This window comes from Ureibacillus sp. FSL E2-3493 (assembly GCF_038077515.1).
Classification (GTDB): Bacteria; Bacillota; Bacilli; order Bacillales_A; family Planococcaceae; genus Ureibacillus; species Ureibacillus halotolerans.
Genome location: NZ_JBBOPK010000001.1, coordinates 1 through 23,185, shown reverse-complemented (window position 1 = coordinate 23,185; position 23,185 = coordinate 1). Strand labels below are relative to the sequence as shown.

The 23,185-nt window shown below is 36.0% G+C and carries 16 protein-coding genes; 7 read left to right on the top strand and 9 right to left on the bottom strand.

Translation table 11 applies throughout. The features are described 5' to 3' along the window. Positions 1-167: 167 nt before the first annotated feature. Positions 168-608, bottom strand: coding sequence for a GNAT family N-acetyltransferase (locus MHH69_RS00080; RefSeq protein WP_241559346.1), 441 nt, complete (start codon positions 606-608; stop codon positions 168-170). A 251-nt stretch (positions 609-859) separates the two neighbouring features. On the opposite strand from MHH69_RS00080, the gene MHH69_RS00075 reads away from it, so the two are divergent. Continuing rightward, positions 860-2,854, top strand: coding sequence for a methyl-accepting chemotaxis protein (locus tag MHH69_RS00075; RefSeq protein ID WP_341361420.1), 1,995 nt, complete (start codon positions 860-862; stop codon positions 2,852-2,854). A gap of 132 nt (positions 2,855-2,986) precedes the next feature. On the opposite strand, the gene MHH69_RS00070 is transcribed toward MHH69_RS00075, so the two are convergent. Then, positions 2,987-4,555 (bottom strand): IS1182 family transposase, encoded by a 1,569-nt coding sequence (locus MHH69_RS00070; protein ID WP_341361419.1) that lies wholly within the window; start codon positions 4,553-4,555, stop codon positions 2,987-2,989. A 394-nt stretch (positions 4,556-4,949) separates the two neighbouring features. On the opposite strand from MHH69_RS00070, the gene MHH69_RS00065 reads away from it, so the two are divergent. Further along, positions 4,950-6,488 carry a methyl-accepting chemotaxis protein gene (locus MHH69_RS00065; protein ID WP_122972689.1) on the top strand — a complete coding sequence of 513 codons (1,539 nt, stop codon included), beginning with the start codon at positions 4,950-4,952 and terminating at the stop codon, positions 6,486-6,488. Between the two features lie 175 nt (positions 6,489-6,663). Here MHH69_RS00065 and MHH69_RS00060 read toward each other — a convergent pair whose 3' ends face one another. The 4 genes from MHH69_RS00060 to MHH69_RS00045 all read right to left on the bottom strand — a co-directional run bounded on the left by MHH69_RS00060 (position 6,664) and on the right by MHH69_RS00045 (position 12,284). Beyond that, positions 6,664-7,917: a DUF5050 domain-containing protein gene (locus MHH69_RS00060; protein WP_341361418.1), complete on the bottom strand. Its 1,254-nt coding sequence runs from the start codon at positions 7,915-7,917 to the stop codon at positions 6,664-6,666. A gap of 47 nt (positions 7,918-7,964) precedes the next feature. Continuing rightward, a complete protein-coding gene (locus tag MHH69_RS00055) occupies positions 7,965-8,360 on the bottom strand; it encodes a YkvA family protein (RefSeq protein WP_241559345.1) in 396 nt (131 codons plus the stop codon). Between the two features lie 298 nt (positions 8,361-8,658). Then, positions 8,659-10,404 carry an adenine deaminase gene (ade, locus tag MHH69_RS00050; RefSeq protein ID WP_341361417.1) on the bottom strand — a complete coding sequence of 582 codons (1,746 nt, stop codon included), beginning with the start codon at positions 10,402-10,404 and terminating at the stop codon, positions 8,659-8,661. A 134-nt stretch (positions 10,405-10,538) separates the two neighbouring features. Beyond that, positions 10,539-12,284, bottom strand: coding sequence for an ABC transporter ATP-binding protein (locus tag MHH69_RS00045; protein WP_341361416.1), 1,746 nt, complete (start codon positions 12,282-12,284; stop codon positions 10,539-10,541). A gap of 139 nt (positions 12,285-12,423) precedes the next feature. On the opposite strand from MHH69_RS00045, the gene MHH69_RS00040 reads away from it, so the two are divergent. From MHH69_RS00040 to MHH69_RS00030, 3 genes are read left to right on the top strand one after another with little or no spacing between them, the layout of a single operon-like run. Next, on the top strand, positions 12,424-13,863 hold the full coding sequence (locus MHH69_RS00040) for an ABC transporter permease (protein ID WP_122972686.1): 1,440 nt from the start codon (positions 12,424-12,426) through the stop codon (positions 13,861-13,863). A 1-nt stretch (position 13,864) separates the two neighbouring features. After that, positions 13,865-15,361, top strand: a complete 1,497-nt coding sequence (locus tag MHH69_RS00035; protein WP_122972685.1) for an ABC transporter permease — start codon at positions 13,865-13,867, stop codon at positions 15,359-15,361. Between the two features lie 23 nt (positions 15,362-15,384). Further along, a complete protein-coding gene (locus MHH69_RS00030; protein WP_341361415.1) occupies positions 15,385-17,190 on the top strand; it encodes an ABC transporter substrate-binding protein in 1,806 nt (601 codons plus the stop codon). 59 nt (positions 17,191-17,249) lie between these two features. On the opposite strand, the gene MHH69_RS00025 is transcribed toward MHH69_RS00030, so the two are convergent. The 3 genes from MHH69_RS00025 to aceA all read right to left on the bottom strand — a co-directional run bounded on the left by MHH69_RS00025 (position 17,250) and on the right by aceA (position 21,590). After that, entirely contained in the window at positions 17,250-18,428 is a 1,179-nt protein-coding gene (locus MHH69_RS00025) for a pyridoxal-phosphate-dependent aminotransferase family protein (RefSeq protein ID WP_122973715.1), read from the bottom strand. A 206-nt stretch (positions 18,429-18,634) separates the two neighbouring features. After that, positions 18,635-20,236 carry a malate synthase A gene (gene aceB, locus MHH69_RS00020; RefSeq protein WP_122973714.1) on the bottom strand — a complete coding sequence of 534 codons (1,602 nt, stop codon included), beginning with the start codon at positions 20,234-20,236 and terminating at the stop codon, positions 18,635-18,637. A gap of 70 nt (positions 20,237-20,306) precedes the next feature. Further along, the gene (gene aceA, locus MHH69_RS00015) at positions 20,307-21,590 is read right to left on the bottom strand and encodes an isocitrate lyase (protein ID WP_341361414.1); all 1,284 of its coding nucleotides are present in this window, start codon (positions 21,588-21,590) and stop codon (positions 20,307-20,309) included. Positions 21,591-21,805: 215 nt separating this feature from the next. On the opposite strand from aceA, the gene MHH69_RS00010 reads away from it, so the two are divergent. Both MHH69_RS00010 and MHH69_RS00005 read left to right on the top strand, forming a co-directional pair. Next, positions 21,806-22,477 carry a LytR/AlgR family response regulator transcription factor gene (locus tag MHH69_RS00010; protein ID WP_122973712.1) on the top strand — a complete coding sequence of 224 codons (672 nt, stop codon included), beginning with the start codon at positions 21,806-21,808 and terminating at the stop codon, positions 22,475-22,477. Positions 22,478-22,583: 106 nt separating this feature from the next. Continuing rightward, positions 22,584-23,150: a GNAT family N-acetyltransferase gene (locus tag MHH69_RS00005; RefSeq protein ID WP_122973711.1), complete on the top strand. Its 567-nt coding sequence runs from the start codon at positions 22,584-22,586 to the stop codon at positions 23,148-23,150. Positions 23,151-23,185 lie beyond the last annotated feature (35 nt).

Genomic DNA, 23,185 nt, shown 5'->3' with positions numbered 1-23,185 from the left:
CTATCATAAAATGCTCTAATATTTCCGTTTTAATAAATTATTTAAATTCTCTTTCACCCTATTCCATTCTTCATCAAGAATGCTATAAAACACATTGTCGTGCATCGTACCATCACCTTTCATACGATGTTTGCGAAAGATTCCTTCCTTTGTAGCCCCTATTCGTTTTATCGCCTTTTGCGAACGTTCATTTTGTCCGCTAACTGAAAATTGAACCCGTATGACTTGTAACTCTTCAAAACAATATTGAAGCATAAAAACTTACATTCAGTATTTGCCCCCGTTCTCCAAAATGAAGGGGAAAGCCACGTCCAACCAATTTCTACACTTCGATTAACTAAATCTATGTCTCCAATTCGAGTAGTTCCAATTACTTTTCCGCAAACTTTATCTTTAATGATGAAAGGGATTTGTTTACCTTCTTCTTTATTTTGAATAGCCGCCATAAAAATTGGCTCAAAATCATCAATTGTTTTAACTTCTCGCCAAGTATATTTCCATACTTCCGGACTTTTTAATGCTTCAAATAACGAATCTTTATATTTCATTTCAAGGGGAATAAGAACAATTGAATTACCTTCTAATAATATTTCAGTCTCTATTTTCATTTTAGTATGGATTTCCTTTATCGCGAAAATAGTCTCACATTGTACTTATTCAATTAAAAAAGAATTATCCTTCCGGATTCTTCCCCCCCTTCGATAAACCCTATATCCGAAAGGTTTTTTAGTTCTCTTATATATTTATAGTTCTTATAAAGTTTATTTCTTACTAAAATAGACAAATTTTTAGTGCAATTCTGAAAATTTCTTTGTATTATAGTAATAATTTTATATTTCTTTATTAGGAGGATTTTACTGTGAAGAATTCAATTAGATGGAGAATTATATCCATAGTCCTAGTCATCATCATTTTAGGGTTGGGGACATTGTCTACCATTAGTTCTGTTTTAATTACTTCCAAAACCGAAGATAGTATGGTAGATCAAAGTGAAGTAGTAGTTAATGGGCTTTCTTCAACTATTACAACATTTTTATCAACTTACGAGAAAAGTATATTAAAATTAGCTTCTTCTCCAGACGTACAAAATTTCCATTTCAACTCTAAGGTATATAACGACAGTGCCGATCGTCTATATCGTTCAGATTTAGCTGACTATTTATCAATCTATGATGCGGCATCAGGTATCTACTTTACTGATGGGGAATACACAATTATTGAACCCCATTTTGACGGTATAGCAGATTTAGATATTCAATCCCGTCCTTGGTATACTAATGCCGTTCAACATCCAGATCAATTTGTATGGTCATCTCCTTACATTGATAGTGTTTCTGGTGAGTATGCGATTACAGGTTCAGTTGCTGTTAAAAATGGAGATGAAGTTATAGGTGTTTTAGGTGTAGATATTTTATTATCCCAACTGACGGATATGTTATCAACTATCGAACTAGGGTATAATGGCTACCCTTTCATTCTAGATAATACTGGTGTAGCAATCGTTCACCCTACAAAAATGGGAGAAAACTTAAGCGAAGAAAAGTTTGTTCAATCGATTCAATCGGATAAAAAAGAGACAAACAATTTACATAGTTCAATTGATGGAAAAGAGTCAATTACTGTTTACAGTAAAATACCAGAGGTTGGTTGGACTGTAGCAGCAGTTTATGAAAAAGATGATATTCATGCACTATCGAATAGTCTTCAAAAAGTGATTATCATTGTGGCTGTTGCCATCGTAATCGTCACTTTAGTCGTGTTATACTTCTTCATTTCTCGTACTATAAAACCTATCCATCAATTAGGTAACCTAATGGAAGAAGTATCAAAAGGTGATCTATCTGTCAATATCGATATAAAATCGAAGGATGAAATTGGTGTCTTGTCGCAACACTTTAATTCCATGATTAAAAATATGAAAAACATTATTCAAGTGATTCAAGAGTCATCGAGCCATGTTGAAGAACAATCCCAACATTTAAGTGCCCTAGCTGAAGAAACGAGCGCTTCCAGTATGGAAGTATCAAAAGCTGTTAATGACATTGCAATCGGTGCTACGACTTCATCGGAAAATGCGGATTTAGTAACAGAAACAACAAGTCAATTAGGTGAAAAAATAAATGGTATGAAGATTCAAACAAACTCACTCCATGATATTGCAAACGAAGCTGACCAATTAAATATTATCGGTCATGAAAAAATGAGAAACTTACTCGGCTCCTTTGATCACTCGAAATCTGAATTAACGAATATGGTTTATGCAATTAATAATCTAGAAAATAAAGTGGCTGCAATCGGCACGGTGATGAACACAATCTCTGAGATTTCAGCTCAAACAAATTTACTTGCCTTAAATGCAAGTATAGAAGCTGCCCGGGCAGGTGAACATGGCAAAGGCTTTGCTGTTGTGGCAGAGGAAGTTAGAAAATTAGCCGAACAATCGGCAGCCGCAACGGAACAAGTTAAATCAACGATTCATGAATTACAATCAGAATCCCTTCAAGTAACACAACAAATGGAAGGGATTCAAAACACATTCGATAAGCAAGGAATCGTTGTAGAAGACACAGGTTCCCTATTTAAAAACCTTTCTTCTCTTATTGAGAATATGGAGAGCACCTTTAAAAATGTGATTTCTGAAATGGAAGGAATTATCAACTATAAAGATCGAGTAGTACAAACGATTGAGGAAATGTCACTGACAGCCCAATCTACTGCGGCTGCATGTGAAGAAGTAAGTGCCTCTAGCGACGAACAACTTACTGCTATTCAATCTGTTGCAAAAGCTTCTGAGCAACTAAATCACTTAAGCACCGAATTAGCGACTACAATTAGTCAATTTAAAATAGATTAGAGTTTTTTTCTGTTTAGCTAAGTAAATAAGGAAGAGGCTGGGACATAACTAGCTTCAAATAGTGAGAAAGGTGAATTTGAGGAAACTCAAATTCACCTTTCTCTTTTTTTGTGCGTAAATTCTTCTTTTTCTTTAGTTAATGGCCGTGAATTTTCTTAAATTTACAGCCATTAATGCGAGGCCCATTTCGTTTTCTACCTTCGATTTTCCTCGTACAGAAAATCGAGTGAAACGCAAATTAGCCTTCAAGAATCCAAAAACTGGTTCCACATCGATTTTGCGTCTTCGATAAATGGCACTTGTTTTCTCTTCTGAAAGCTTTGCTCTTACGTATTCTTTTTGCTGTTCCCATTTTTCATTCACCTGTAGTTTTCGATTGTTGCCTTCTTTTGCTTTGGTACAGGATAAACGGAATGGGCATCCCGAACAGTTTTCACACTCGTAAATCTTAAGCTTCCGTTGGAAGCCTGTACGGTCATTACGAACAGAATAATATTGAAATTCAAGACGTTTTTTATTTGGACAGGTATATGTATCTGTTTCTTCATCATACGTCCAGTTGTCGGGATTAAATTTGTTTTGCTTATACTTTTTCTTTTGTTCTTTCAAATACTTACTATAAGTAATAAGAGCTTCTCGTTTTCTGTTTGAAAGGATATCATGAAAGTTTTGTTCACTACCGTAACCTGCATCTGCGACAATGTGTTTTGGTAATTCAAAATAATGCTGCTCAATCTCATCTAAGAATGGAATTAACGTACGTGTATCTGTTGGATTTGTATATATACTATAAGCAAGCGTATATTGACCTTCCGTTGCGATTTGTACATTATATCCAGCTTTTAATTGTCCGTTTTGCATATAATCATCTTTCATTCGCATAAACGTCGCATCTGAATCTGTCTTAGAATAGCTATTGCGTGTACCAAAGATTTCAAAGTCTCTTTCGTATTTTTGTTTACGTAGGACAAAATCAATCAACTGCTTGCGTAATTGTTTCGGGTATTTACGTTTATTTCTTAAGGCTTTTCGTTCTAGAACATCTGATGATGTTTCAATTTGTTTATCATATTCAGTTACGACATCGTCCACTTTTTGAACTAATTGAGCGAGTTCTTCCAATGATAACTGTTTATCGCTTTCACGTTGAATTTCAGGTATGATTTCACTCTCTAGTAGCTCATTGTATAGCTGGTTTGACTTTTCAATTAAATTTTGGTGATATTTTTCAATGGTTTTCTTCCAAACAAACGTAAATTTATTCGCATTTGCTTCAATTTTTGTACCATCGATAAAAATCGCTTCTTGATCAATAAGCTTTTCTTCAATCAATTGGCAACGGAATTGAACGAAACATTGACGAATTAAATCTTTCACTTCTGGTTGAATACGGAATCGGTTGATTGTACGGTAGCTTGGTTCATATCCTTGGGCTAGCCACATCATTCGGATACTGTCTTTTAATAGGGCTTCAATTTTCCGTCCTGAGAAGATAGATTGTGTATAGGCACATAAGATAATTTTAAGCATCATACGTGGATGATAGGCAGGACACCCCTCATTTCGTAGAAATGGTTCGAACGCTTCATGAGGGATACTTTCAACTAGATGATGGATATGGAAAGCAATATCATTATTTTGTAATTTTACTTCTAAATCTAAAGGCAAAATGAGTTGATTCATGTTATAATCTTTAAACATAAGGATCCTTCTTTCTGTATAATTTTGTTGTGGTGACTTAATTTTATCAGAAGTGGTCCTTATTTTTTATTTAAAATAATCAAAGCCGGTGAAATTTTACTTATCGTAAAATTTCACCGGCTTTTCATTTCAGAGGTGGGTTTTGTCCCAGCCTCTTTCTCATTGTGTATGTTTTATTGTTTATGAATTATTGGATAGTAAATAGAAGCGTTTCCATTAGAACTTCTCTTTTATAGGTCTAAAGAAATATTTTAATAGAGGTATAACAAACCATCTATTGACATAAATTAACACTTGATGTATAGGTAATAATATATACATTTAAATATGCAAATAAGATACTCTTTTTTAAAAGAGACTAATTTTGTTTTCATTTAAAGGAAAGAAGGGACTTATGATTAAGAAAAAGAATCAAACGATGACCCAGATTGCTCTAGGAATAGTGGTAATGTCTATTGTAGTGACATTGTTAGGGCAGTATACAGACACATTTAAAATGTCTGAAAGTTCAATATGCGGTCTGGGGTTATTAACAAACAGCACTATTCACAATTTAGGAATTATTATTTTAGTTGCTATTCCTACCCTCCTCTGTATAACATCTTTAATCTTATACAAGTTAAGTGGTGGTCTTCACAAATCCATCCCACTGTTCAACACGTTAACATTAACCTTTGGAAGCATTGCGTTAATTTCTGGTTCAGGTGGAATGTCGGAATTCCATTTTTCTATCTTTATGGTAGTTGCAACTTTAGCCTACTATCAGAAAATTTACCTTGTAATCGTAATGACAGTCATTTTTACGCTTCAGCATATCATCGGATTACTGTTTGCTCCTCTTTTTGTATTTGGAGTAATAGAGTATCCACTAACAATGGTAATCGTACACGCAGTATTTTTAGTTTTAACTTCCGGTGTAGTCATATGGCAAATCTATAACTCTCAAAAATATGAAAAAGAAGTTGAAATCGAAAAGGAACGCCAAAAACAAAATGTAACCCAAAGTATCATTCAACGTATTTCTTCAACAATGACAAGTTTAGCAGAAACATCTAAACAACTCGTTTCGGAAAATGAACAAACATTAGGAATAAGTCACAATGTAGCGAACTACGTTAACGAAGTTTCTGATGGTGCCAAACTGCAACTCAATAAATATAAAGAAAATGTGGTGAGGGTATCCGAAGTAAGAAAATTAGTTGAAGATATAGAAAATCTATCTTTAGAAGTAGATAAAGCGAGTGCAGACTCTTCATTACAAGCAAAAGACGGGTCCCATTCGATTGCTAATCTAAATCAACAAATGTCCAAAACAAATGACACTATCGATGAATCCGTAAAAATTATTAATGATTTACATCATCATTCGAAAACCATTAGTCAAATACTAACAATGATTTCTGAAATCGCAGAACAAACAAACTTTTTATCGTTAAATGCATCCATTGAATCGGCTAGAGCTGGAGAACACGGTAAAGGATTTGCTGTCGTTGCCAATGAAGTTCGTAAGTTGGCTGATCAATCTAAACAATCGACAAATAAAATAAAAGAAATCGTCTCCGTTTTATCTTCCGGCATTAATCATACGGTGACGAAAATGGCTGAAGTAAAAGAAGGATTCAAGATAGGCGTTCAATATTTAAAAGAAGCAGATCAATCCTTCAAAGGAATCATCCATTCTACAATCGATGTAGAAGAAAAAGTAAAGGGCGTAACCGTTGCAATAACTGATATTAGTAAACGAGTGAATGACATTTCTGACTCGATATTAGAAGGAATGGACCTTGCCACATCAGCTTCCCAAAATACCGGCAATGTAGTAAGAAGCTCAAATGAACAATTAACCTATATTAATGAAGTAGCTCATATTGCACAAATTTTAAAAGACTTAACTAACGAGTTAGAGGAAGTAATCGAAACTTTAAAAGTTTAGGAGTAGCACCCTTTTAATTATTAATCAGCCAGAATACCCCTGGCTGACCTCCTCTTATAAGTTTCTTCACATGTCATGAATAAAGGATTGTACCCTATCTAAACCCGAAATAATTTACTTAAATTTGGATTGACTAAAATAAATAAGAAGGCAACCTATAGGCGCCTTCTCTATTTTATAACTCCAATTTTTTCAAGCCTTCCTCTGTAGAGAAATATAAATATCCATCTTCTACAAATAAATTATCGACTTCTCCCCGATATAAAGTAGATTCATCCGAGCCGTCCGTTCGGATTTTCGTTAAATAGGCGCCATTGGAATAATTACTAAAATATATCCATTCACCAGCTCCTACAATGTATTGGGCACGGCTATTTGTTAATGGCGCCGTCTCACCAGTATTTAAATCCATTCGATACAACAAATTATTGTCATCTACATTACTATAATAGATAACCCCATCCTGCTCATAGGCGTGATCGATTTGTGCCATAAACTCAAACTTGGAACTTTTCGCTTCTGGGTAATCGGAGTGGATCCATGTATGGTCAAGCTTTAATTTATCATCATTCACTAAAAAATACTCGTAACGGACGATATTTTTCCGGTCTGGTGTCGGGTCATTCCACGTTGTATCAAGGTGGTACCATTCACCATCAACCTTTACTAAATTCCATGCATGTCCTCCAGTATATACTTCACCGACAACATATTTTGTTTCAACACCTAATGCTTGTAGCATTTTTAAAGCTAGCAGCGCATACCCTTGGCAAACTCCTTTATTTTCTTGTATTACTGCGTATGCACTATGGGGACTGGCTGCCGTGTTTGTACTATATTCCGTATTTTTTACAATATAATCATTAACAAATTTCACCTTTTGGAAATCCGACATTGATTCCGCATCCACGGTTGAAAGAATGCTTGCTACTTTTTCATTTACAACGTCCTCTTGGGCTGGATTTGTTAAATACGTTTGATGCACCTTTATCTTAGCATCAAGGCTGCTATATTCATATTTGATTGTGCGCTCAGCCAAATGGCCAAAAATATATTGATCACGACTTGCTGCATCATCGATTGCTTTTTGAATAATGTTTTCAATATCTGCTGTACTACCAACATAGTGAATTTCAAAATTCGTTTCCCAACGGCTTAAGTAATAATAGAAACTATCAGCTAACTCTTCCGTCGTTTGAACACTATTAGGCAATTCAACGTCTACCGTAGTTAGTGCATTGGCCGCTGTATTTACAAGGGTTTCTTTCGCAGAAGAAACAGAAGATAAAACTTCAAAACTTGCATCTTCAATTTTCACTTCATGATTATTTAAAAATTGCATCACATCGTCGTACCATTGGGAGCCGAAATCATATATCGGCTTAATCAGTACGATGGCAATGACGAGAAATGTTATTCGTTTTAACAAAGTACAATCACCTCTACATGATTTCAACTTCCTGGCATTACGAAATGTTAGATTTCATATTCAATACTTGGTTCGTATTTTTCGCCAAAAATGTTCTTTAATAGTTCATGGGCTTCTTCTTTCATTTCATCTGTAATGGAAGAATAAATAACGGAAATCGCTTTTGTAATAATGACAATATCGTCAGCCAAACCTACAGTTGGTAAAATATCTGCAATAAGGTCAATAGGTAAGATAAAGTATCCAAGCACTCCTAAAATCATCAGTTTATGCTCTTTAGGCATATCCGGACTTTTCAAAGCACAATATAATATGGCAACACCGTATAAAACTCTAAAGCCTAAATTCATACCGTACTTTTTAACTTTATTCAAAAATTTATTTGGTGAATAGTATTTTTCTTTTCCTCTAATGGTTGTTTCTAACTGTAAGTTTTCCTCCAATTTAACTTCCTCCTCTAAAAACGATAACCTATTGTTTTTCCATAGTACTATCATTACCAATTAATTAAAAAAGTACTACATAAAAGAATACTCCCTATAAAAAATAGTAGTTCCTTTTGTAGTACTAATCAGTTAGTACGAAAAATCTTTTAAAGTCTATTACTTGGAATCATTATAGGATCCTTTTAAAAGGAAGGAATGCTTACATATCTATTATAGTATCTTGTCCAAGGAGTGTAAAAGATTGTTCCCTAAAGAACAAACTCTCTAATTAAACAAGCTTTTTCGACGTGTTTTGCTAAACAATTTCAACCGGGATGTGTTGGAAAGTCCTCACATTAAATAACCCCGTATCCGTTAATTTTAGCTCAGGAATAACTGGCAAACTTAAGAAAGATAAAGTTAAAAAGAAGTGAAAGTGTAAATCTGAATGAATGTCGTGAAGTGCCTTATGTATATCCTCCAGCTTCTTCACAGCTTCTTCTGCATTTAATGAAGTCATAAGACCAGCTATAGGTAATGCAAGGGACCCGATTACTTCCCCCTCATCTACTACAACAAGCCCACCTTGCATCGCCTGTAATGCTTCAAGGGCTACAAGCATATCTTGATCATTTGTCCCAACAACAATTGCGTTATGAGAATCATGGGCAACTGTAGTCGCTACTGCTCCCTTTTGCAAACCGAACCCATGAACAATTGCTAATCCTTTTGTACCGAGAGAATGATGACGCTCGATGACTGCAATTTTTAATAAGTCCTTTTCAATAGAAGGAACAAAATAACCATTTTCAATATCTACTTCTTTTTCAATATGCTTCGTTATAATTTGATTTGGTATAATTTCGATAACATTTGCTCTATTTCCTTTACTAAATGTTATGGCCAAATCTTTTTCAGTTAGTTTTGGAATATGGACGGATTGGAGAATTGTTTGACCGACCGTTGTTTTCTTTTTTTCCTTCTGGAATGCTTTACCTTTTTCGGCAACCTTCACCCCATTTTTCCATACCGTAGCAATTTCCATCGTTTGTAAATCCTCTAGCATGACAAGGTCAGCAACATATCCTTCTGCAATAGCCCCTCTATCATAGAGGCGGTAACACTCTGCTGCATTTAATGTGGCAATTTGAATTGCTTGTAGTGGGGTCATACCCTGTTTAATCGCAAGGGACACGGCAAAATTAATACTGCCCTCTTCCATTAGTTCATCCAAATGTTTATCATCTGTACAAAAGGCAAAACGTCGCGCATTGGCAGGTGTGACAGCTGGCAATAAATCCACTAAATTTTTTGCAGCCGAACCTTCTCTCATCAGTACATACATACCTTGTTTAATTCGTTCCCGTGCTTCTGCTGCCGTTACACATTCATGATCTGTTTGAATACCTGCAGCGCGATAGCCTCGAAGTTGTTCTCTATTTAAGCCAGCTCCATGGCCATCAATAAGTTTATTTGCCTTTTGAACAAGGCTTAACTTATCTAGCATGTCCGAATCCGTTTCTAGAACGGCCGGAAAGTCCATTACTTCTGCAAGGCCAAGGACTCGTTCATGTTGCAAAAAGGGTACTAAATCCTTTGCTTTCATGACCGCTCCAGAATTTTCAAAAGAAGTACTTGGAACACTGGAAGGCAACATGAAATAAATGTCCATTTTCGCATTTTCTGCATCTTCTAACATGTATTCCATTCCTTTAGATCCTGAAACATTGACGATTTCGTGAGGATCAGTAATAACAGAAGTAATACCATGGGGTAATAAAATTTCGCTGAATTGGGATGGAGTTAACATTGAAGATTCAATATGAATGTGTGCATCGATTAATCCTGGAATTACGTATTTCCCTTCTGCGTCTTCTATAACGGATGCTGTAAACTCGTCTTTCTCATCAAGGGCTATAATTTTCCCCTCTGCTACAACGATATTTGCCCTTCTCCAACATAGAGAAAAGACATCTGCAACATAAGCATTTTTTAAAATAAAATCTGCTTCCATTTTCTTTTGGGATATTTGAATGGATTTTTTTATCGTTTGGTCGCTCATTTTAACAGCCCTTTCCCTATGGAATTGTTTATTCCTACTATCATACAATATATTTTTATAAATTTCGTAATATAACTGTCAAAGAAATGAAAAATCCCTTTGAACATATTCCGCGTTCAAAGAGATTTCTATTTTTATAATTCATGTCGAGGCACTGCTACCCAATGACTTGGAACTATTTCTTTTAATACAGTATTTTGGACATCGTATTTATTTGCACTCGACTCTTTATCTAAAAGACGCTTCTTTTTCTTTTCAATACCTGGGTCCGGAATCGGTATCGATTGTAAAAGGCTCTTTGTGTAAGGGTGCTGAGGATTGGAATACAACTCTTCACTTTCCGCTAACTCGACAATTTTCCCACCATACATAACTGCCACTCGATCACTTATATGTTTGACCATCGACAAATCATGGGCAATAAATAAATAAGTTAATCCTAATCGATGTTGTAAATCTTTTAATAAATCGACAATTTGCTTCTGAATCGATACATCAAGAGCAGATAACGGTTCATCGCAGACAATAAAGTCTGGCTCTACAGCTAAAGCTCTAGCAATTCCAATCCGTTGGCGTTGACCACCGGAAAACTCATGGGGATAACGGCTAGCATGGGCTTTATTTAAACCTACTAGTTCAAGCAACTCCTCTACCCGCTCTCTCCGCTCTTCCTTATTTTTCACAAGTCCGTGAAGATCTAATGCTTCTCCTATAATATCCAACACTTTTTTCCGCGGGTTTAAGGAAGAATAGGGATCTTGGAAAATAATTTGCATATGTCTTCTCATCGTTTTTAATTGTTTTTTAGATAAACGTGTAATCGGAATCCCTTTGTATAAAACATCTCCGTCTGTCGGTTCATGCAATTGCAAAATAGTACGTCCTGTTGTTGATTTACCCGAACCGGATTCTCCTACTAAGCCTAATGTTTCTCCAGGGTAAATTTCAAAGGATAAATCATCTACCGCTTTTACTATTTCCCCTTGGCCAAGATCAAAATGTTTTTTTAATGATTGTATTTCGAGAAGAGGCTTAGATAAATTAAAGTCCATATTATTTAAAGGTGCTTTTTTTGGTTCCTTTTTTTCATGGAGTTTTGGAAGTGCATTCAATAAACGTTGTGTATAGGGATGTTGAGGATTGTTGAAAATTTCTTCCGTCGTTCCCTCTTCAACAATTTCTCCTTCCTTCATTACAATCACTCGGTCGCACATTCCAGCTACTACACCTAAATCATGAGTAATTAAAATAATAGATGTGCCTAAACGCTCCTGCATACTTTTCATTAGTGATAAGATTTGCGCTTGGATTGTAACGTCTAATGCGGTTGTTGGTTCATCTGCAATAAGCAATGAAGGATTACATGCTAATGCCATCGCAATCATTGCCCGTTGTCTCATCCCCCCAGAAAACTCATGAGGATATTGTGTGTAGCGTTTTTCACTATTTTTAATTCCTACTAGCTCTAACAATTCAATTGTTTTTTTATATGCTTCATTTTTAGAGACTTGTTGGTGTTTTTTTAAACTTTCTGAAATTTGTTCGCCGATTCGAATAGTTGGGTTTAAAGACGTCATCGGGTCTTGAAAAATCATACTAATATGTTGACCTCGAACAGATTCCATTTCCTTTTCGGACTGTTCAACTAAATTTTTTCCTCGGAAATGGATTTCACCAGACTTTAAGAAACTAGGTGGGGATGGAAGTAAGCGCATAATAGAGCGGGCCGTAACACTTTTTCCACTTCCAGACTCACCTACGATTCCGACTGTCTCCCCTTTATTGACATGAAAACTTACACCTTTAACCGCTTCAAACTCCTTATCGTCGACGATAAATGAAACACGGAGGTTATTCACCTCTAATATTGTATTGTTCATTTTTATCATCCTTTATAAAAATAAATTTTATTGACAATCATTTACTCATATCATACTATACCACTAGGAATAGTTTAATATGGTAATTCGTTTATTTCAAGATAAAGATATTTATATTCTTCGAGAAAGGAGGACTTCAATGAATCAAAAGGGAATTACCCATTCTTCCAAAACAACATCCATTTTTGACAGTACCTTTAAAAAACTATCGAATAGAAGAAGCTATTTGATGCTTTTATTTATACTCGGGCTGCCAGTACATATCGTAACGTTCATCCTATTCCATTTGAAAAAAGAACAATACCAACAGCCTTACAGAAAAGCTTATGAAATCAGTAAACAGGAAATTGTTTCTAAGGGACACGTTGAAGCATGGAAGCAACAATTTTTGGAACAGGAAAATAGAAAAGCTTCCTTCTTTCATGAATCTTTATCAAAGGAACAAATAAATAAGAACGTTGATCTGCTTGTACAAGAGAAGCTTCAAAAAGAAGTAGAAAAACAAGTGGACTTATTAGGATTAGAGGAATATACGTATCAAAATTTCTTTATCCATCTCTTACAAAATAAAAAATTTTTAATTGTTTCTGCTATACCTGGGCTATTGATGTATAGTTTTTTACTTCTTTATAGTAATCCGTTCGTACAATTCATTTTTGAACGGGTCATCCAAACTCTTTTCGTTATATTAGGTGTAGCAACACTTGTTTTTACGATTCTTTATATTTCACCATTAGATCCGGCTCGAAATATTCTTGGAGTCGAAGCAACTCCAGAACAAATTGAAAACTTTAATCAACTTTATGGCTTAGATCAACCTTATTTCGTTCAATTATGGCATTCCCTTTCTGGACTATTTACTTTCGACTTAGGAACTTCCTTTGCAGGAAAAGAAGATATTATGGCTAGTATTGCAAATAAGTTTCCTGTCACACTCGAAATTGCTGTATTTTCACTTTTGATGTCCATTATCATTGCCATACCAGTTGGCATCATTTCAGCTATCCGTCCAAACTCATTTTTAGACTATTCTTTTATGATTTTGGCGCTAATTGGGCTTTCCATCCCTGCTTTTTGGCAAGGATTGATATTTATTTTAACGTTCTCTTTAGAGCTTAATTGGTTCCCTGCAACGTATAATCCACAAAACTGGTTATCACTCGTATTGCCAGTCGTTGTTCTTGGAACATCCTTAACAGCGTCCATCGCTCGAATGACGCGTTCTTCAATGCTAGAAGTCATACATGAAGATTACATTATTACAGCAAAAGCAAAGGGATTAAATGAACGAAAAGTCGTTTTCCAACATGCGATTCGAAATGCGATGATTCCGATTATTACTGTTATTGGGCTCTTGTTTGGAGGAATGCTAGGCGGTGCTTCCGTAACAGAGAAAGTCTTTAATATTAGTGGGATTGGAAGCTATATCGTTGATAAACAATTCATCCCAGACATCCCTGCCATTTTAGGTGGTGTTGTTTATATCGCTATTACGATATCCATCGTTAACTTAATCATTGACATTACTTATGCATTCTTTGATCCACGAATTCGCTCAAAAATGAAAAAGGAGGGGTAATGTGAAGGTCATCTCAAATGTAAAACTGCTTTTAAAAATAACACAGGAATATGGAAATGCTCATTTTACATTATCCTTTTCTGCTATTTTTTCATTCTTGTTTTTTCTTTACAGTTTTAATTTTAATAGCCAAACCGTTCGACCTATCGTTTTAACTCTATTCCTTATTTATCTCTTAACCACTTTATATGTTTGGTTTATTTCGAAACAGATAAAAAGAGACTTAGCAACTAGTAGAGAAATTCAAAAGCGTACCCGATTACTCGGTATCCCTTTAATATTCACGATACTGGTAGGGAATATTTTTTCGAGTAGCTACGGATTTACACTTATAACAAAAAATAAGACGCCGGAATATATTTTCGCCATTTACGCTTTTTTAACTCAAATTCTGATTATTGGCATTTCCGCTCTTAATCTATTTAAACCTTATGTCGTTGATTCATTTTTATTAGCTATCAGTCTATTTATTGCTCTAACGATTTTCTATGGATTTATGCTTGTACTCGTTGCCAACCTTGTAAGTTCAACCTTTGCCCCTAAATGGATGTTACCTATTGGGATTGTTCTATTATTCCCATTATTAACTGGGAACTTATTTTCCTTTCTATTAGGAATTGGACTAATCAAAAAAGCACGTAATAAAGATGCTTCTTCCATTGAAAAATGGCAAAAAATGTGGCGAAAAATTTTAAGTAATTCTATGGCTGTATTTGGTCTGTTTTTTATTATTTTTATGTTTTCATTATCCGTTATAAGTCCTTGGACCTTTGACTATGATTTTGCAACTGAAAATAATTATAGTGCTATTTTGCAAACACCCACCCTTGAATATCCCCTTGGAACTGATGACTTCGGTCGTGATTTATTTTCAAGGATTGTATTTGGGGCCCAAATTTCATTAATTGTTGGTTTTTCCGCTACCGTTATTCCAGCTGTTATTGGAGGAACACTTGGCGCACTTTCAGGTTATTATGGCAAGAAAACGGATAACATCATCATGCGTTTGTTAGATATTTTATATGCTATCCCTGGAATTTTATTAGCGATTGCCATTATCGCTGCGTTCGGTGCAAATACTGTGAATTTAATTATCGCCCTTAGCGTTGGTTCGATCCCTACTTATGCACGTACAATGCGTGCAACCGTGATGCAAATCTCTAACTATGAGTTTGTAGAATCCGCTAGAGCGTTAGGAGCCTCCGATAGTTCGATTATTTTTAAACATATCGTACCTAACTCGTTAGCACCGATGATTGTAAAAGCAACTTTAACAATAGGTGGAGCTGTCATTTCAACAAGCAGCTTAAGTTTCCTCGGCTTAGGAGTAGAACCACATATTCCCGAATGGGGGAATATTTTAAAAATCGGTAGCACTTACCTTGAAACCCATTCATATTTAGCAATTTCCCCTGGGGTTTGCATTATGTTACTCGTACTATCATTTAACTTCTTTGGTGATGGTTTACGTGATGCATTAGACCCTAAAACAAATTAAAAAACTATTTTTTGGAGGTTCATATGAAAAGACTATTTGCCCTTTTACTTGTAGCAGTTCTCGCTCTTGCAGGCTGTGTACAAACGAAAAAGGATGTTGAAGGTGGAGGAGATGCTGATACATCGACTTCTGGTGAAAAACCATCTGTTGAAATTTTAGGAATGGCTTCAAACGAAAATGATATAAATATTTTACGTGACCAATTAACGAAAAACGGCTTTGATGTAGTGTTAAATATTCAACCGGATTATGGTTCTTTTTCAGCTCAAAAAGACGCTGGTAACTACGATGTCGCTCTATCTAGTTGGACTACAGTAACAGGTAACCCTGACTATGCTGTGCGTGGTTTATTCAAAACAGGCGGAGACTACAGTGTTGTTAGTGATTCAAAATTAGATGAATTAATCGATAAAGCAAGTACATTAACTGGCGATGAAGCAAAAGAAGCTTATAAAGAGCTTGAACAACTTTTAGTATTTGATCAAGCTTATATTGCCCCCCTATATATTTCGAATAAAGCACAAGGTATTTATTCAGCGGAAGTAAATCCTGAAACGGTTCGTCTTCCTAAATCCCGTGCACAAGTATGGGAATCCATTTCTTTTAATGATGAGTCTCTAAACGAAAGCGAAACGCTCGTATTACATCAAGCAATTTCAACGCTTACTTCTCTTGATCCTATTAAAGGGAATGACGGTTCTATCAATACATTAAATACAAACATGTATGTACGTTTAGTAAACTTAACGGATGATGATAAAGTCGTTTCAGATGGTTCATTATCTTACAACCACGTAATGGCAGATGGCAACTCTGAATTTTACTTCATTTTACGTGATGATATTAACTTTGCAAAGGTAGAAAACGGAACAGCAGTTGACACGAAAGAGCTTGTATCAGCGGAAGATGTTGTGTTCTCTTTAAACCGCGCAAAAGATCCAAACTCAGTTCCAGACCACCGCACATATAGTATTCATGAAAATATTGAAACTGTTGAAATAGTGACGGATTTAGCTGAATTACAAAATGGAAAAGTTGCAGGTTCTGACGAAACAATTTTAGATGCTTTATCAAAAGGTTTACCAGCACCAGTAACAGAATTAGTCGATTCAAAAGAGGAAGTTGATAATGCCTCAGGGAAATACCAAGTGGTTAAAATTACAACGCCTAACCCATTCCCACAAGTATTAAACTATTTAGCTCACCAATCCGGTGGCATCGTTTCTGAAAAGCAAGTTTCAAGTATTAATACTTATGACGTAGCAAACTATGATCCAAAGAAAGATGTTGCCTATGGTGACCAAGCAACTGTGACAGAAGGCGACTCATATAACAACCATTTATATGCGAGCGGCCCATACATTTTAGTGAAAAAGAATGATTATGAAGCAACATTCGTGAAAAATCCTGCTTACCGAGTAGGTAGTGAATATGAACCAAAGATTACGAATATTTCTGTACGCTTTATTGATGATAACGATAGTGCATTATCCGCATTACGTAATGGGGAAATTCATGTACTTCAATCCGTACCAGAAACGAAATACGATGTCGTTACTTCAGATAAAAACTTAACTTTAAACCAAGCTGATAGTAACGCGGTATCGTACTTACAATTCAACACATCAGGTCGTGAAGTTTCAGATTCAGCTGATTTACGTAAAGCTATTCTTTACTCAATAAACCAAGAAGAATTTATCACTTACTATCAAGGTAATAAGCGTCCAGCTGTTTCAACAGTATCGCCATTAATTGATACTGGCTTAAAACTTGAAGCAGATAAAGAAAAGGTTGCAGAATTCTTAAATGCTTATAACGAAAGTAAATAATCGTCATCTTTAACCATCATAAAAACTCGAGTATACTAAAATACTCGAGTTTTTTATTTTTAATGGGTTTGTCCAATCAATAACAGTTCCTCTTTAAACGACTGTAGAGCTAGTTCTTGATTTACTTCCACCCCTAGCTCATGCAATACTTCCCCTACGCTTCGAATTGCTTGTTCTAGCATTTCCGCAGTTGTATTCCCCATATGACCAATGCGGAAAGCTTTGCCTGCTAAGTGGGCCAAAGCTCCAGCGACAATAATTCCTTTATGGGAAAGTAACGTTCGAAAAGCTACATCATCTACCCCTTCAGGATATAAAATACAACTTAAAGTAGGGGCTGACACTTCTTCATTAGCTAAAGGTTTCATACCGAACGTACGTAGGGCAGCACGTATCCCTCGCCCAAAAGCAATATGACGTTGCTCCCTTTGTTTTATTCCTTCTTCTAGCACTATATCCATTGCCTTTTGGTATGCATAAATTAAGTTTACTGGTGGCGTTGCGAAATATTTCGATGGATCTTGCATAATAGGGATCCAATTCTTTATATCACAATAGTAGGCAGCTACTTCGCCTAAGGCATCCCTTGCTTTTAAGGCTGTTTGATTGAAAGCTATGATCGCAAGACCCGGTGGAATACCAATCGCTTTTTGGGATCCAGTTAATACAATATCAATCTTATATTCTGCATTTCCACCATAAGACTTACTCATATTCTCATCAAGGGCAGCCGTAGCAACTACTCCATCCAATATAACTAAGGCACCTGTTTTTTTAATTAATGGTACGAGGATGTCTAAGTCTGAAAGAACCCCCGTCGAAGTATCTGCATGCGTAATTGTTACCGCTTTATATTCTTTTTGTGTCAATGTTTCCTCTACAAGTAATGGATCCACTTGCTTGCCCCACTCTGCTTGCAACACATCTACTTCAATTCCATAAGCTTTTGCTAAAGGTTTAAATCGATCACCAAAATAACCATGGCTTATTACAAGTAGTCTTTCTCCTTTTCCAATCGTATTAACGATTGCCATTTCCATTGCCAAAGTTCCTGATCCTGCAACAATAAATACCTCCCCATCGGTTTGAAGCAACTGTTTCGTCTGTTCAATAGCATTTTTATAAATTGCTACAAACCGAGGATCCGTATGTCCCCTAGTTTCATTCGCTAAAGCATCATAAATCTCATCTATAACCGGTGTTGGTCCTGGCACTAAAAGCAATTCCTTATTTTTCATGTGACACCTTCCCTTTATGTACGTTTTTCTATCCTTAACCTTTTCTCCAATAATCGATGATTTCCCTTCTTTAAAACAAAAAGAATGTCTTACTAGCTATTACACTAGTAAGACACCCATCCCCATGTCGAACAATTAATTTATATATAATCCCCTTAGAACGAAGGAATAAATAAAGGAGGCAACCTTTTCATCCCTTTTGTAAATTAGCTTATTTTTTCATAACCCGGTAAAGTTAGAAATTCAATAAACTCGTCTTGCTCGATTAAAGTTTTAAACAGTTCCGCCGCCTCTTCGTAACGACCACTGTTATAAGCCTGTTTCCCAACAGCTTCTTTAATTTTTGCAAGCTCTTCATTTAATACTTCCAGTGTTAACTCCAATGTCACTTTACGTCCATCTTCTAAAATTCCCTTTTCATGACGAATCCATTGCCATACTTGGGTACGGGAAATCTCAGCAGTTGCTGCATCTTCCATTAAATTATTAATAGGTGCAGCACCATTTCCTCGTAACCATGATGCAATATATTGTACACCTACACTACAATTGATACGAAGACCTTCTTCTGTAATTGTACCTTTTGGTACGGCAACAAGATCCTCTGCCGTTACTTTAACATCTTCACGTTTTTTATCAATTTGATTCGGTGTTTTCATAATCGCATCGAATTGTTCCATGGCAACCGGAACTAACCCTGGATGAGCAACCCAAGTACCATCATGACCATCCGTTGCTTCACGACGTTTATCTTCCGCAACTTTTGCAAAGGCAAGTTTATTCGCCTCTTCGTCATTTTTCACCGGAATTTGGGCTGCCATACCGCCCATCGCAGGGGCATTCCGTTTATGGCAAGTTTGAATACATAAGGATGTATAAGCCTTCATAAACGGAACGGTCATTGTTACTTGACCACGGTCTGGCAAAACAACATCCGGCTGATTTCGTAATCGTTTAATAAAGCTGAAAATATAATCCCAACGACCACAATTTAGTCCTGCTGAATGCTCCCGCAGTTCATATAAAATTTCGTCCATTTCAAAGGCAGCAACGATTGTTTCAATTAATACAGTTGCTTTAATTGTACCTTGTGGAATATTTAAATATTGTTGGGCATAAACAAACACATCGTTCCAAAGTCTTGCCTCTAAATGACTTTCAAGCTTCGGTAAGTAAAAGTATGGACCGGATCCGTTAGCCAATAATTCTTTTACGTTATGGAAGAAATACAAGCCAAAGTCAAAGAAGCTACCGGACATAGGTTCCCCATCAACGAGTACATTTTTTTCAAGTAAATGCAAACCACGCGGCCGAACTAAAAGAACAGCGGTTTGTTCATTAAGTTTATACGTTTTCCCATTCGATTCTTGGGTAAACTCAATAGTACGACGGACGGAATCCCGCATATTAATTTGACCAGCAATCATGTTTTCCCATGTTGGCGTCGATGCATCTTCAAAACATGCCATAAACATTTTGGCACCAGAGTTTAATGCATTAATAACCATTTTGCGGTCTACTGCCGGCCCAGTAATTTCTACACGACGATCTTGTAAATCTTTTGGAAGGGGGGCAATTGTCCAATCTCCTTGACGAATTTCCTCTGTTTCTCGTAAAAATTCTAGTTGCTCACCCCCATCAAGTCGCTTTTGCCTTTCATTCCGTTTTTCTAATAATTCCTTTCGTCGCCCATTAAACTTATCATGAAGTGAAACAATGAATTCAAGTGCCTCAGGCGTTAAAATTTCCTTTGCTTGTTCTGTTAGTTCCCCAACAATTTTAAGCTTTTGTGATGTTGCCTGTTCCATTTTCAAAATCCCCACCCTTATATAAATAACATTATTCAAATCATGCCTAGGCAAATTTCAAACATTCGTATTATACGAATTGTTCTGCTTCTGTAGATCCCGCCATTGCAGTTGTTGACGATGTACCACCAGAAATTGTTTGTGACACTTCATCAAAGTAACCAGTACCTACTTCACGTTGATGTTTTGTAGCTGTATAGCCCTTCGCTTCTAAATCAAACTCCGCCTGTTGAAGTTTTGAGTATGCAGCCATACCATTATCTTTATAGTCTAATGCAAGTTCAAACATCGATTTATTAAGTGAATGGAAACCAGCTAATGTAACGAATTGGAATTTATAGCCCATTTTCGCAATCTCGCGTTGGAATTCTGCAATTTCTTTATCTGACAGTTTCGCTTTCCAGTTAAAGGAAGGTGAACAGTTGTAAGCTAACATTTTGCCTGGGAATTTCGCATGAATCCCTTCTGCAAATTGACGAGCTTCTTCTAAAGATGGATTGGAAGTTTCACACCAAATTAAATCCGCATACGGTGCGTACGCTAAACCGCGGGCAATTGCTTGCTTAATGCCTGCTTTCGTACGGAAGAATCCTTCTGGCGTACGTTCCCCTGTAATAAATTCTGCATCTCGAGGGTCAATATCACTAGTTACCATGTCCGCAGCATCGGCATCTGTACGTGCAATTAAAATTGTATCTACTCCCATTACGTCCATTGCAAGACGAGCAGCAATCAAATTACGAACAGCGTTTTGAGTAGGAAGTAATACTTTCCCGCCAAGGTGACCGCATTTTTTCTCAGAAGCAAGCTGGTCCTCTAAATGAACGCCAGCAGCACCCGCTTCAACCATTGATTTTACAAGTTCGAACACATTTAAAGGTCCGCCGAATCCAGCCTCTGCATCTGCAACAATTGGTGCAAACCAGTCGAAGCCATCATTTCGCCCTTCTGCATGATCAATTTGATCTGCTCTTTGTAACGCTTGATTAATACGTTTTATAACTTGAGGCACTGAGTTAGCTGGATATAATGATTGGTCAGGGTACATTTGGCCAGCAAGGTTCGCATCTGCAGCTACTTGCCATCCAGATAAATAAATCGCTTTCAAACCAGCCTTTACTTGTTGTACCGCTTGGTTACCAGTTAACGCACCTAAAGCATTAATAAAGTCTTCTTCATGCAATGACTTCCAAAGACGAGCCGCACCTCTTTTGGCTAAAGTTTGTTCAATTACTACAGAACCTTGTAATTTTACAACTTCTTCAGCAGTATATGTTCTTTCAATCCCTTTCCAGCGTGGGTTTTCTGCCCAATCCTTTTTTATAGCTTCAATTTTTTCTTGTCTTGTTGACATGAATATTCACACCTTCCCCTTTGTTTAAATACAATCTGTTAAAAATTTTTTGAATTTACTGTTCCATAACAGAAGTATTTGATGTAAATTAATATATAACAGAGTATTTTATTTTTCATTATTTTCTGACGAAACCTTTAGAATTTGGGATGAACTGGTATTAATTCGTGATGAAGTATTTAGATTTAGTTATAACACTTAGGGGGATTCTAAATATGAAAATAGGAAATTTGAATGTATCTAAAGAGGGCTTAGAGCAATTCAAACTTATTTTAGAAGATTGGCTACCAAAGGATGCATCTTTAGCCATTGCAACGGATAATACGTATATTTACTATTGTCCTAGCATTCATCATATTCATTTAAAAACGGGGGAATATGTTCATCCAGATAGCATTGCCGCACAAGTCCTGAAGCATCGTAAAAAAACTGAATTGGTACTTGATGCGTCCACCCTTGGAGTACCCTATTATACAATGGGATATCCTATTACGATTGATCAACAAGACGCTGCCTTAATTATTATTTTGCCTTCCACATATTTTCCGGAAAAACAACAATCCTTTAAATTTTTAACTGGGAAACGAGATGAAGATTGGACTCCTATCCCCGTTAAGCAAATATCCTATATTGAAAGTCTGCAAAAACGAACTTGGTTTTACACCGACAATGAACAATTTAAATCAAATATGACATTAAAGGAACTCCAAACTAAACTTCCAGAATATTTTTTGCGCATTCATCGATCCTATATATTAAATATTTACTATATAAAAAAAATCTCTCGAGACTTAACGTCAAACTTTGTTGTTGAACTTAAAAATGGAGAAGAACTACCCGTTAGTCAGTCTTATATCCATGATTTGAGAAGAGCACTAGAGTTTTAATCTTTTTATAAATATAATTTTGTTAAAATTTAGTAACTACCATCTTTGTAGATGACATCGAATCGTTTATAATTACTATTAACTTAATTGGAGAAGAGGCGATGTCATGAAAATAAAAGATATTTATAGTGATCTCCCAATATTGGAAACAGAACGTCTAATCCTTCGAAAAATAACTCTCGATGACTTAGAAGAAATGTTTCATTATTGTTCTAATGATGAAGTTACAAAATATTTAGTGTGGGATACACACAAAACGATTGAAGATACGAAAGCCTTTATCGACTTCTCATTAAAAAGATATAAAGCTCATCAACTTTCTCCTTGGGGCATCGTAGACAAAGAAAATAAAAAATTCATTGGAACCATCGATTTTATAACATGGGACACAAAACATAAAACAGCTGAAATCGGATATGCCCTTTCTCATGAACATTGGGGGAAAGGGATGATGACGGAAGCAGCAAAGCAAGTGATTTCTTTCGGCTTTGAACATATGGACCTTACTCGTATTCAAGCACGATGTTTTGTAGAAAATTTTGGTTCAGAGCGGGTTATGCAAAAATCGGGCATGACTTTTGAGGGCATCCTCAGAAAATCGATGTTTGTTAAAGGAGAACATAAAGATTTAAAAATTTACTCCATATTAAAGGAAGAGCATGAACAAAATTAAGTTTAAAGAGACCACTGAATTTTCAGTGGTCTTTG